This window comes from Yinghuangia sp. YIM S09857, assembly GCF_051388915.1.
In the GTDB taxonomy this organism is placed as follows: Bacteria; Actinomycetota; Actinomycetes; order Streptomycetales; family Streptomycetaceae; genus Yinghuangia.
Window position 1 is genome coordinate 242,497 of the sequence record NZ_JBPKBH010000010.1, and the last position, 12,290, is coordinate 254,786.

General features: G+C 73.3%; 7 protein-coding genes. 1 reads left to right on the forward strand and 6 read right to left on the reverse strand.

The annotated features are described in order from the left end of the window. Positions 1 to 48: 48 nt before the first annotated feature. From ACRX5S_RS22820 to ACRX5S_RS22845, 6 genes are all read right to left on the reverse strand, one after another. Complete coding sequence (locus ACRX5S_RS22820) at positions 49 to 2,346, reverse strand: FdhF/YdeP family oxidoreductase (RefSeq protein WP_436774897.1); 2,298 nt, start codon at positions 2,344 to 2,346, stop codon at positions 49 to 51. Positions 2,347 to 2,395: 49 nt separating this feature from the next. Continuing rightward, positions 2,396 to 3,580: a globin domain-containing protein gene (locus ACRX5S_RS22825; RefSeq protein ID WP_436774898.1), complete on the reverse strand. Its 1,185-nt coding sequence runs from the start codon at positions 3,578 to 3,580 to the stop codon at positions 2,396 to 2,398. A gap of 262 nt (positions 3,581 to 3,842) precedes the next feature. After that, entirely contained in the window at positions 3,843 to 4,286 is a 444-nt protein-coding gene (locus tag ACRX5S_RS22830; protein WP_436774899.1) for a nitroreductase family deazaflavin-dependent oxidoreductase, read from the reverse strand. A 169-nt stretch (positions 4,287 to 4,455) separates the two neighbouring features. After that, complete coding sequence (locus ACRX5S_RS22835) at positions 4,456 to 8,283, reverse strand: protein kinase domain-containing protein (RefSeq protein ID WP_436774900.1); 3,828 nt, start codon at positions 8,281 to 8,283, stop codon at positions 4,456 to 4,458. A 355-nt stretch (positions 8,284 to 8,638) separates the two neighbouring features. After that, on the reverse strand, positions 8,639 to 9,826 hold the full coding sequence (locus ACRX5S_RS22840; RefSeq protein ID WP_436774901.1) for an acyl-CoA dehydrogenase family protein: 1,188 nt from the start codon (positions 9,824 to 9,826) through the stop codon (positions 8,639 to 8,641). Continuing rightward, complete coding sequence (locus ACRX5S_RS22845; RefSeq protein ID WP_436774902.1) at positions 9,826 to 10,887, reverse strand: acyl-CoA dehydrogenase family protein; 1,062 nt, start codon at positions 10,885 to 10,887, stop codon at positions 9,826 to 9,828. The genes ACRX5S_RS22840 and ACRX5S_RS22845 overlap by 1 nt, the downstream gene beginning before the upstream one ends. A gap of 263 nt (positions 10,888 to 11,150) precedes the next feature. Here ACRX5S_RS22845 and ACRX5S_RS22850 point away from each other — a divergent pair, with 263 nt between their 5' ends. Beyond that, a complete protein-coding gene (locus ACRX5S_RS22850) occupies positions 11,151 to 12,221 on the forward strand; it encodes a hypothetical protein (protein ID WP_436774903.1) in 1,071 nt (356 codons plus the stop codon). Positions 12,222 to 12,290 lie beyond the last annotated feature (69 nt).

A 12,290-nucleotide genomic window follows, 5' to 3' on the forward strand; every position in this document is an offset into this window, starting at 1 on the left:
GCCCGCCCGACGCTCACATGTCGGGCGCGCCCGCCGCCACCGGCCGGTTCAGTCCCCGCGCGGCTCCATCCGTACGATGACCGACTTCGACGTCGGCGTGTTGCTCACCTCGGCTGTACTGTCCAGCGGCACCAGGACGTTCGTCTCCGGGAAGTACGCCGCCGCGCACCCGCGCGCGGTCGGGTACGCCACCACCCGGAACCCGGGGGCGCGCCGCTCCACGCCGTCCTGCCACTCGCTGACCAGGTCGACCGACTCCTCGTCCGCGACGCCCAGTTCGGCCAGGTCCGCGGGGTGCACGAACACCACGCGGCGCCCTGCCTTGATGCCCCGGTAGCGGTCGTCGAGGCCGTAGATCGTGGTGTTGTACTGGTCGTGCGACCGCACGGTCTGGAGGAGCAGCCGCCCCGGCGGCACCCGCAGCACCTCCAGCGCGTTCACCGTGAAGTTCGCCCTGCCCGTCGCGGTCGGGAACCGTCGCTCGTCGCGCGGCCCGTGTGGCAGGACGAAGCCGCCCGGCACGCGCACCCGCCGGTTGAAGTCAGCGAACCCCGGCACCACCCGCTCGATGCGGTCCCGGATCAGGTCGTAGTCGTCGCGGAACTCCCGCCACGGCACCGCCACCCGGTCGCCGAGCACCCGTTCGGCCAGCCCGCACACGATCGCGACCTCGGAGCGCAGTTCGCGGGACGCCGGGGCGAGCCGCCCCGTCGACGCGTGCACCGCGCTCATGGAGTCCTCGACCGTCACGAACTGCTCGCCGCCCGCCTGCACATCGGCCTCGGTGCGGCCCAGGCACGGCAGGATCAGCGCCCGCCTCCCCGGCACCGCGTGCGAGCGGTTCAGCTTCGTCGACACCTGGACGGTCAGCGCCGTGCCGCGCAGCGCCGCCTCGGTCGCGGCGGTGTCGGGCGTCGCCGACACGAAGTTGCCGCCCACCGCCATGAAGACCTTGACGCGGCCGTCGCGCATCGCCCGGATGGTGTCCACCACGTCGTGTCCGTGCTCGCGCGGCGGCGCGAAGCCGAACTCGGCCTCCAGCGCGTCCAGGAAGGCGGCCGGCGGCTTCTCGTAGATGCCCATGGTCCGGTCGCCCTGCACGTTGCTGTGCCCGCGCACCGGGCACACCCCCGCACCCGGCCGTCCGATATTGCCGCGCAGCAGAAGGAAGTTGACGACCTCGCGGATGGTCGGCACCGAATTGCGGTGCTGCGTCAGACCCATGGCCCAGCACACGATCACGCGCCGGGACTTCAGGACGCGTTCGTGGATGCGTTCGATCTGCGCGCGCGGCAGACCCGTCGCGGCCAGCACGTCGTCCCAGTCGGTGGCGCGTACGTCCGCCGCGAACTCGTCGAACCCGGCGCAGTGCCGGTCGATGAACCCGTGGTCGAGGACGTCGCCCGGCGCGGCGTCCTCCGCCTCCAGGAGCAGCCGGTTCAGCGCCCGGAACAGCGCGAGGTCGCCGTTGACCCGGATCTGCGCGAACTCGTCGGCCAGCGGCGTCCCGTGGCCCGCGATGCCGTTCGGCCGCTGCGGGTTCTTGAACCGCATCAGCCCCGCCTCGGGCAGCGGGTTCACGGCGACGATGTGCGCACCCGCGCGTTTGGCCTTCTCCAGCGCCGACAGCATGCGCGGGTGGTTGGTGCCCGGGTTCTGGCCCACGACCAGGATCAGGTCCGCGTTGTGCAGGTCCTCCAACGAGACGCTGCCCTTGCCGACGCCGATCGTCTCGCCCAGCGCCGAACCGCTCGACTCGTGGCACATGTTCGAGCAGTCGGGCAGGTTGTTGGTGCCGAACGCCCGTACGAACAACTGGTAGGCGAACGCCGCCTCGTTGCTCGTCCGCCCGGACGTGTAGAAGGCCGCCTCGTCCGGCGAGTCCAGCGCGGCGAGTTCCTCGGCGATGATGCCGAACGCCTCGTCCCACCCCACGGGCGCGTAGTGCGAGGCCCCGTCGGCCAGGTACATCGGGTGTGTGAGCCGCCCCTGCTGCCCCAGCCAGTAGTCGGTGCGCCCGGCCAGCGACGCGACCGAGTGCGCCGCGAAGAACTCCGGCGTGACGCGCCGCAGCGTCGCCTCCTCGGCGACGGCCTTGGCGCCGTTCTCGCAGTACTCCCCGATCGGGCTGCGGTGCTCGCCCTCGGGCCACGCGCAGCCCGGGCAGTCGAAGCCGTCCTTCTGGTTCACCTTGAGCAGGGTCAGCGCGCTGCGGCGCACGCCCATCTCGCGCCCGGCGTGCTTCAGGGTGGCCAGGACCGCGGGCACGCCCGCCGCGTACCGCTTCGGGGACCCCACCGTCATGCCGCTGTCGTCGACGTCTCCGACCGGTGGTTTGCCGACCATGTCCTCGCCTGCCTTTCGTGCCGGTGCCGAGTACACGGTACGCCCGCCCCTAACCCGGGCCCAGCATGCGCTCCCCCCGCGAGACGGTGTCCAGGCTCTCGGTCAGCAGGCGTCCCGGGGCGACCCCGAGGTCCAGCGTCAACCTGCTGGTCGTCGCGCGCACCATGGCTGACGAGCCGCTGATGAACACGTCGTGGTCGTGCCAGTTGCCGTAGCGGGCGACGATGTCCGGCAGCGTGCCGCGGGCGCCGTCGAACGAGAGTTCCTCCGACACCGTCGGCACGACGTGCAGCCACGAGTACATCTCCGACATGAGCGCGAGCGAGCGCACGTCGTACAGCTCCGAACTGTGCCGCGCGCCGATGAAGACATACGCCTGATGCGCGAGCTGACGCTGCGCCATGTGCTCCACCAGCGCCTTGATCGGTGCCAACCCGGTGCCGCCCGCGATGCACAGGGCGCGGCGCAGCGACTCGCCGCGCATGACCAGCGCGCCGCGCGCGGGCCCGAGGCGTATGTGGTCGCCGACGCGCGCATGGTGCACGAGGGCCTGGCTGACCCACCCGGCCGGGAGCGCGCGCACGTGCAGTTCGAGCAGGCCGTCCGCGCGCGGGGCGTTGGCTATCGAGTAGTGCCGCCACACGCGCGGCCACCAGGGCGTCTCGACGGTGACGTGCTGGCCGGGGCGGTAGGGGAGGGGTCGGTCGGGGGCCACGGTGATGACGGCGATGTCCGGCGCGCGGTGCTCGTGCGCCACGATGCGCGCGTCCCACCATGGCGGGGACACGGCGGCGTCCTCCTCGGCGGCGTCGATCATGATGCCCGCCGCCCAGCCGTACAGCGCCATCCATGCGTCGCGTGCCGCGGCGCTCCAGCGATCGCCGCAGTAGCGGGCGAGCGCGCCGATCAGCGCCGAGCCGACGGCCGCGTAGTGCTCGGGGAGCACACCGTATTTGCGGTGGTCGCGGCCCAGCTGGCGCAGGAACTCGCGCTGCGCGGCCGGCGCATGGGCGCCGGTGGCGAGGCGCAGCAGGGCGGCGAGGAGGCGGTCCCGTTGCGCGTCCATCATCGGCGGGAACATCGCGCGCAGGTCGGGCCGGTCGACGAACAGCAGCGCGTAGAAGTGCGACACCAGGTCCTCGGCCGCCGGCGCCACGGCGGCCAGGGTCTCCTGGACGAGCCGGGCGTCGCGCGGGACGTCGGCGGACCACGCCTGCGTCTCATTGCTGTTCATATGTCGCACCCGGACAACCTGAGCATGGCGGAACGCACCCTCATGGACTCGGAGCGTGACCGTCCGGGGGCGGGCTGATGCGCGTCGCCGGGCGCCGGTCACGAGGACGGAGCCCCACGAACGTAGGGCGCGCGGGGGTGCGGGAGGCCCGGGTTCGGGCGAAGTGGATCGCGGGGGACAAGCGCGGCGTAACGTGGAGCAGTTGCCTGCGGGGCCGGTGGGGCGCGGGCGGCACCGGGTGGCCGCGGCGCGCCCCCGGGCGTCAGGCCGCGTCGTTCGGTTCGAGGACGAAGACCGGGATCTGCCGGTCGGTCTTCTTCTGGTAGTCGGCGTAGTCGGGGTACGCGGCGACCGCGCGCTCCCACCACACCGCCTTCTCGTCCCCGGTGACCTCGCGCGCCGTCATGTCGCGGCGCTCGGTGCCGTCCTGCAACTCGACCTGGGGGTCGGCGACCACGTTGTGGTACCAGAGCGGGTGCTTCGGCGCGCCGCCCAGCGAGGCCACGGCCGCGTACGTGCCGTTGTGCTCGACGCGCATGACCGGGCTCTTGCGCAGCTTGCCGCTCTTGGCGCCGCGCGTGGTCAGCACGACGACCGGCATGCCCCGCATGGTCGTCCCCTTGGTGCCGCCGGAGCTTTCGTACAGCTCCACCTGGTTGCGCACCCACTTGGTCGGGCTCGGCTCGTACTCGCCGGTGAGCGGCATTCTTTGCGCCCCTTCTGTCGGTGTTTTGCCCGGAGTCCTTGCCGGAGTCCTGTCGGTGTTCCGTAGGTGTTCCGTCGGTGTTCTGTCGGTGCAACAAGGTCTACCACCGGGACCCGGTCAATCCCACGAACCGCTCCGCGCCGCCGCCCGAACGGCGGTGCGGCGCGGATCAGCCCGTCGTCCGGCCGAACTCCGCCGCCACCGCCTGGTTCGCACTCGCCGCCGCCGCCATCGCGTCCGTACCGGCCAGCACCGCCCGCCCGAACTCCACCACGGGACGTTCGGACCACCCGGGCGCTGCCGGGTACGCGTGCCCCGACGCCCGCGCCGCCGCGGCCCCGGCCCGCAGCATCGGGTTGGGCCCGGTGACCGCCTGCTCGGGCACCTCGCGCGGGGACAGGCAGCCCGCAGCCTGGGCCACCCGGGTCCGCCACGGGTCGGTGGCGAGCAGCGCCAGCAGCTCCACCGCCGCCGGGACGTCGCGGCACGTCGACGACACCACGAGAGCGGTCCCCTGCACACCCACCGACCCGGGGGCGTCGGCGGTGCGACCCGGCATCGGGAACGCGTTGAGCTGCTGCGCGAGTCCCGCGTCCGCCTTGAGCGCCGCCGGGTGCAGCGAGGCCGCGCCGATTGCGGACGCCGTCTGCTTGCGCGCGAACAGCTCACCGACCCGGGCGCCGTCCTCGGCCAAGTCCTGGGCCTCCGGGGCGTATTGCTGCATCTGGCGGAAGAACCGCACTCCGTCGATCGACCCCGGGAGGTCGAACGCACCGCGCCAGGAGTCCCCTTCGCGCAGCGCCAGCGCGCCCCCCGATCCCCACATCATCGAGGCGAGCACGTGCCACGAACGGCCCGGCAACCACAGCGGGCGGAACGCGGGGTTGCCCGCGAAGTGCGTGCGCAACTCCCCAAGGCCGTCCACCCATTCCTCGCGGGTGCGCGGGACGGCGACCCCGGCCTCGGCGAACAGCCCTTGGTGGTACAGGACCACGGGTGCGGAGGCGGTGAGCGGCAGCGCCACCGACTTGTCGCCGACCTTGACCGCGCCCCGTATCGCCGGGAGCCAGGAGTCGGTGTCGAAGCGGTCCTGGTACGGCGTCAGATCGGCGATGCGGCCGGCCGCCAGATGGTTCGCCAGCGACAGTATGTCGACCTCGAACACGTCGGGCGCCACGGAGGGGCCGGCGGCGAGGTGGGTGACCAGGACCTGTGCGTAACCGGTCGGCTCCTTCAGCTCCGCAGCGAGTCGCAGGCGTCCATCGGCACCGCGCAACGCCTCGTCCAGTTGCGGGAGCTGATCGGCCGTCAGCGAACCCTGCCGGAACCACACACGCAGGGCCGCGGGCGGCGGCGCGACCGGGGCCGCGGCGGGCGGGGCGGCGACGGGCATGGTGCGTACCGGCTTCTTGCCGCCTCCGCCGTCGCCCAACAGCACCGCGCCGGTCGCCGCCCCGGCGAGCACGGCGGCACCTCCGGCGACCCAGGCGAGGAAGCGGCGCCGCTCGGCGTGCGCGGCCGAACGCTGCTGGGCGGCTTCGGGGTTCGTGGACGCCGTGGTCGGGGACTTGGCGGCCTTTGGGGTGTGGTTCGGGCCGGAGGCGTCGGGGCGTGAGGCGTCGTCCGCCGGGGGCCGACGCGAGCCGTTCGGGGCAGTGGGGCGGGCGTGGTTGCGGTCGTGATCGCGTTCGTGGCCCTGTTCGTGCCCCCGTTCGTCCTTGCGGCCGCGACCGCGTGCGCGGTCCTGGTCGTCGCCGGGACGGGTGGGGCGGCCCGGGCGTTCGTGGCGGTCAGGCCGGTCGGTGGACGGGCGGCGGGGGCCGCGCGGGCCTTCGCGCGGTACGTCGTGCGGCTCGCCGCGCCGTCCGTCCCGCTGCCGTTCGCGCGGTCGGTCATGCTGTCGGTCTTGCGGCCGGTCGTGCCGTCCGTTGCGGTCGCGGCGTACGGCGCCGGCGGGCTTGCCCGGGAGGTCGGTGACGCCGGGCGGCGCCGAGGCGGAGGCGCGGGGTGGCAACGGCTCGTCGTCGTCCACCAGTTCGGCTTCGACGATCTCAGCCTCGATGATCTCGCCTTCGACGGCCTCGTCGGTCGCGCCGTCCCCGATGGTTTCGACGGTGATGACGGGGCCGGTCCGCGGGGGTGGGTCGGAAGCCGCCGATGGACGGGAAGTCGCGGCGGGTTCCGGGGAGTTCGGTTGCCGCACCACGGGCGGCGGTGCGTCCGTGCCCGGGTTCGCCGTCGTGGTCGCGTTCGTGTCGGAGGCCGTGGCCGTCGCGCCGGCGGGCACTTCGGGCTCAGCAGCAGCTTCGGACGCCGAGGGCTGCGCCTCGTCGGGCGCGGTGTTCCTGGCGAATGGCGCGGCGCCGGGCCCGCCGACCTGCCGCTGTGGCGTGGCGGCCGCCACGTCCGACTCGACCGGGGCGGGATCGGAAACACGGTTGGCAGAAGGGGTGTTCGCGGTCTCGCTCGGTTGTTCCCGGACCGCGTCCGGCCGAGGTGGCACGTCCGACTGCGCCGCGCCCGTGACCACCGCGGCGCCGGGGCCGCCGACGACCGCGTCCGCCTCGTTCCGCGGCTGGGGCGCGGGCTGTTGCCGCGTCGTCCTGCGACCGCGGGAGGCGCCGATGCGCGTGGAGGCACCGGGGCCGCGCGGCACCGGCGCCGGGAACCGCCGCTGCGCAGCGGGAGGTTCGGGCGTGCCGGGCGCCTCGCCCCCGCCGACGGGAGTGGCGGCAGGCGTGCCGCTGTCCGCCGGGGCCGCGGCGACGCCGGGCGTGTTCTGGACATGCCGCGCCGCACCCGGGCCGCCGAGCATTTTCGGCTGGGGTACGGGCGGAAGATCCCGATTCGACCCGTGCGACGCGGAACCGTCCGCCGCCACGTCCCCATCCACCGCAACACTTCCGGCAGTTCGGGCGCCCGCCGCCCCATGGGCCATGCCCACGGGAACAGGCTGCACAGGAGCGTCCCGGAACGGCGGCCTCGCGACCGGCCGTCCGGCCTGCTGCGGCGGCACGACGCCGGCCCCCGCCGGCTCGGGCGTCCGGACCGGGGCGGCGGGAGCCGTACGCGGCACCGTCGTCGCCCCCGTCCCCGGCGTCGCCGCGCCGGAGTGCGCCCACACCGTGGCCGCGCGCTGCGCCACCTCCGCCGCGATGTCGTGCGGCAGCCAACCAGGGCCGTCGAGTTCGCTCGCGGTTGCCGCGTGCACCTGGGCCGGGGTCGGCCGGTCCGCCGGCTCCTTGGCCAGGCACGCCGCCGCCAACTCGCGCAGCCAGGACGGGAGTACGCGCAGCTCCGGGATCCCGTACAACACCCGCTCGGTCACCCCGGGTGAAGTGTCGGCGCCGAACGGCCCGTTGCCGGTGGCCGCGTGCACGATGACGCAGCCGAGCGAGAACACGTCGGCCGGGGCGCCGACCAGGCGGCCGTCGAGCTGTTCCGGTGCGCGGAAGCCGGGTGAGGGCAGCACGGTGCCGATGACGACCCCGGCATCAGCGACAGAGGGTCCGTCGGGGCTGCGGGCGACCCCGAGGTCGACCAGTCGCGGTCCGTCCGGGGCGAGCGACACCTGGGTGGGGCCGAGACGTCCGTGCACGAGGCCGACGCCGTGCAGTGCCTCAAGCGCGGAGGCGAGCCCGGAGGCGAGGGTGCGGACCGAACGCGGCGGCAGCGGGCCGTACTTCGCGACGGCCTCGCCGACGCCCGGCCCCGGGGTGTAGGCGGTGGCGAGCCACAGCACCGGCCCGTCCGTACAGGCGTCGAGGACCGGCACGGTGTAGGGGGACGCGACGCGCTCGGCCGATGCGACGTCGTGCGCGAAGCGCGTGCGGAACGCCGGGTCCCGCGCGGGTATGGGGCGTACGGCCTTCAGTACGATCGGGTGGCCTTCGGGGGTCGCGGCCAGGAAGACCTGGGCGGTGGCGCCTTCCCCGAGCACGGCCACCAGCCGGTGGCCGCCGATCTGCCGCGGATCGTCCTTGTGCAGCGGCCGCATCGCACTCCCTCACTCGGCCCGGGCGGCGGCGCCGCACGCCGTTGCCCACACGGGCCTCCTTGTGGGAACGGTGGTCAGCCCCAGGCCGAGATGTCCGCCCCACCGGACGGGCACGCAGTCTGCCAGAAGTCGGGCGGCCGTTTCGCCGCGCCATCGGCCGACGCCAGGTCAACGGCTGTTGACGGTCCGTCGTACGGGCCGGTAGCTCCGCTCACCGGTGCGCGTGGCCGGTACGGCGCCCGCGCGGTATCCGCACGAACTCCCGGCGGTGTCACGGCACGCACACGCCGCGACACCGCCCGGGACGGATGTGCCCGGCGTCACGCGCGGGGAGGAACGGCACATCCGTCCGAATTCAGCGGGCTCTGGGCAGCCCGAGCCGGTGCTCGGCGATGTTGTTGCGCTGGATCTCGCTCGTGCCGCCGTAAATGGTGGTCACCGGCGCGTCGCGGGCCGCGAGGTCCACGAACCCCCAGTCCTCGCCCGCCCCGTGCGTGGGCGAGAGCAGCCCGACCGTGCCCGCCATTTCCTGACAGGCCTCCGCGGCACGGTTGTACGCCTCGCTCGCGAACAGCTTCGCGACCGAGCCCTCGGTGGTCGGCAGCCTGCCCTGGCTGGCGAGCAGCGCCGGGCGTACCGCGAGCAGCGCGGTGATCTCGTTGTCGACCGCGATGCGCGCGAGGCGCCGCCGTACTCCGGGATCGTCGATCAGCCGGGTGCCGTCGGAGCGTTCGGCGGTGCGAGCCCAGGCGGCGAAGCGGCGCAGCAGCGTGACGCCCTGGTTCATGTTGCCGAACACGCCGCGCTCGTAGGCGAGTGCGACCTTCATGACGTCCCAGCCGCCGTTCACCTCGCCGAGCCGCCAGCGGTCGGGGACGTGCACGTCGGTGAAGTAGGTGATGTTGGTGCGGTCGCCGCCCATCGTCTCGACGGCCTGGAAGTCGATGCCCGGCAGGTCCATCGGCAGCAGGAACATCGTGAGGCCGCGGTGCTTGGCGAGGTCCGGGTCGGTGCGTGTGAGCAGGATGACGTAACCGGACTCGTGCACGAGCGTGGTGAACATCTTCTGCCCGTTGACCAGCCACACGGGTTCGTCGCCGGGGTGGCCGGGGACGATCTCGGCGCGCGTCGCCGCCGCGGCCACGTCGGAGCCGGAACCGGGCTCGGAGTAGCCGAGCGCCGCGATGGCCTCGCCGCTGTGGAAGCGCGGCAGCACCTCGCTGATGTGGAACTCGCTGCCGATCTGCTCGATGATCCCGGCCACCAGCATGGCGTTGGCGAGCCCGTAGAAGGGGGCTCCGGCCAGGCCCATCTCGTCGAACAGCACGTAGAGTTCGAGCGGATCGCGCCCGGTCTCCCGGCCAGCGCCGGCCATACCCTCGGCGATGATGCCGGTGGCGGCAAGGGCGCGGTGGAACTCCCAGTCGTGGAAGGTGCCGGTGCGGTGGGCGCGTTCGACCATCTCGGGGGTGAGGTGGTCGGCGATGAAGCGGCGGATCGAGGCGCGGAACTCCTCGACGGACGGCTTGGGTGCGAAGTCCATCAGTGCGTCTCCTCCGTGCCCGCCCCGTCGCCGACCGGTCCGAACAGCCGGTCCGCCAGTGCCAGATACTCCTCGTCGGGGTCCCCGAGCACGAGCGGCCAGCCGCGCGCCCGCCGGTAGTGCAGTTGGATGTCGTATTCGAGCGTCACGCCATAACCGCCGTGGTAGTGCAGGGCGCGGTACGTCGTGTTCCGCGCCACATCCGTCGCCGCCAGGAACGCCATGGACGTCAGGCGCGCCGCCTCTTCCGCGTCGCCCTCGTCGTCGGTCCACGCCGCACGCGCGGTGAGCAGGCCCACGCCGTCCAACGGCGCGACCAGGTCCGCGAGCCCCTGCTGCACGGCCTGGAAGGCGGCGATGGGACGGTCGAACTGGCGGCGTTCGAGGGTGTACGCGATGCCCACCTCCAGGGCCCGCGTCGCCAGGCCGCCGAGCGCGGCGGCGATGCAGAGCTGCCAGTCGGTGCGCATGCGCGCGTGCAGGGCGTGCGCCTCGGCGCCGCTCGCCAGCACGATGCGCTCGGCGACCGCGTCGCCGCGCAGCGGCCGGTCCGCGAGCGGGGCGCACGCGTGGTTCGGGGGAGCGGTCATCGGGGCGTCCGAGCGCACCGCCACCAGGTCGTCGCCGTCGAGGCCCACGACCGCGTCCGCGACGGCCCCGCCGGGCACCAGCCGCGCCACGCCGTCGACCGCGGGGTGCAGCGCGGGCACCGCGACGAGGTCGCCTTCGACGGCCTCCGCGAACCACCCGGCACCGGCTCCCGCGGCGGTACGCGCCAACGTGCGCGTGGCCGCGATGTGCTCCGCGAGCGGCACCGGCGCGAGCGCCTTGCCGGCCTCGCCCATCAGCAAGACGAGGTCGACCGCGGTCGCCCCGCCGCCGCCCAGCTTCTCCGGTACGCCCATGCCCGGCGCACCCGTCTCGCGCAGCCGGGCCCACAGTGCGGGGGCGTGCCCCAGGGGTTCGGCGTCCCGTACGACCGCTGTGGGACAGCGGTCCGCGAAGAACCTCGCGAAGGCGTCCCGGACCGTCTTCTGGTCCTTCGTCAGTTCCAAGTCCACTTTGGCACCGTAGCTGCCGCCCCCATCGATTGACACGGTCAAACAGGCCGTGACGTGCGCCGCATCGGCGTGCCAAGATCTCGATCTCGTGACATTACTCGTCGGTAGGTGACCGCGTGCGCCGCGGCTGACAAGATCGACAGGCGAGTGACAATCCGGAGAAACAGCACTCACGCGGAGTGCCGGATCCGGTCGGCGACCCCGGCCCGGTCCGCTCGGCCCCGGTGGGTGAAGGGAGATCGGCTGTGCGTACGTTCCGCCGTGTGGCGTTGGCACTGGTGCTTCTGCTGGGGATCGGCTTGATCGTCTTCCCCTTGGCTGACGGCATGCCCAAGAAGACCCAGGGCGTCGACAACGTCCAGGACACCTTCCGCGACGCGATGTCCAAGGAGGGGCTCAAGATCAGCCGCGAGGACCTGGTCACGATGCAGCTCATGCTGAAGCAGTTGCAGGGCGAGACCCTGCCGGCGCTCGGCGCGCGCATCGGCATGAACCCCGACCAGACGAAGGCGTTCCTCGGCGCGCGCTTCGACAAGGTCGGCACGGGGCTGGAGCAGGTCGACGAGATCATGCCGCGCTTCGACCACCTCGTATTGGTGATGGAGCAGCAGGGCGCGAATTTCCGTGAGGCCGACGAGATTCCCACCTCGCACCTGCCGAACACGGCGGTGACCTACCTGTTCCTGGTTCCCGGCGTCATCCTCACGGTGGTGGGTGCCGCGGGCCTCTTCTTCTCGTTCCGCCGCCCCGGCCGCTCGGTGGTCCCGACGATCGCGCTCGGCGTCGCCGTCGCGATGGGCGCGCTGATCGTGGTCGGCACGCTGGTCACCGACCAGATCGGCAAGACGCAGTCCGCGGAGAAGATGTTCGACGCCTTCCGCCCGACGTTCACGGACCAGGGCTACGAGCGGGCGCGCACCGACCTGGACGTGCTGGAGGGCATGGCCACGCAGATGCAGACCGAGGTCATCCCGTTCCTGGCGCAGACCGCCGGGCAGTCCCCGGAGCAGTACACCGCGGGCCTCGCGTCGCAGTACCAGGACCTCGGCAAGGGCCTCGTGCAACTGCCGCGCATCCTGGGCCGCTTCGACGGCATGGTCGAGGACATCGGCGCCAACATCGAGAGCTTCAAGGACGCCGACAGCATCCCGAACGCGGACACGCCGGTCAGCCAGGTGCCGTGGTACCTGATGATCCCGGGCATCGGCCTCATCGTGATCGCCGGTGCGGCGCTCCTCCCGCTCGGCCGCCGCGACGGTGGAGCCCCCTCGGCCCCGCCGTCCGCGGGCACCCCCGCCGGCGCCTCTCCGGTGGGCTCGTCCCCGCGCGCCTGACCCCCTGTAAGCGGCGCTGAGCGCCCCGTACAGCCCCTGGCACCACCGCTCCCGAACCGGGGGGCCCCG

Bases quoted from the DNA above. Each gene is read 5' to 3' on its own strand.
- ACRX5S_RS22820 (WP_436774897.1), bottom strand. From the start codon at position 2,346: ATGGTCGGCAAACCACCGGTCGGAGACGTCGACGACAGCGGCATGACG.
- ACRX5S_RS22825 (WP_436774898.1), bottom strand. From the start codon at position 3,580: ATGAACAGCAATGAGACGCAGGCGTGGTCCGCCGACGTCCCGCGCGAC.
- ACRX5S_RS22830 (WP_436774899.1), bottom strand. From the start codon at position 4,286: ATGCCGCTCACCGGCGAGTACGAGCCGAGCCCGACCAAGTGGGTGCGC.
- ACRX5S_RS22835 (WP_436774900.1), bottom strand. From the start codon at position 8,283: ATGCGGCCGCTGCACAAGGACGATCCGCGGCAGATCGGCGGCCACCGG.
- ACRX5S_RS22840 (WP_436774901.1), bottom strand. From the start codon at position 9,826: ATGGACTTCGCACCCAAGCCGTCCGTCGAGGAGTTCCGCGCCTCGATC.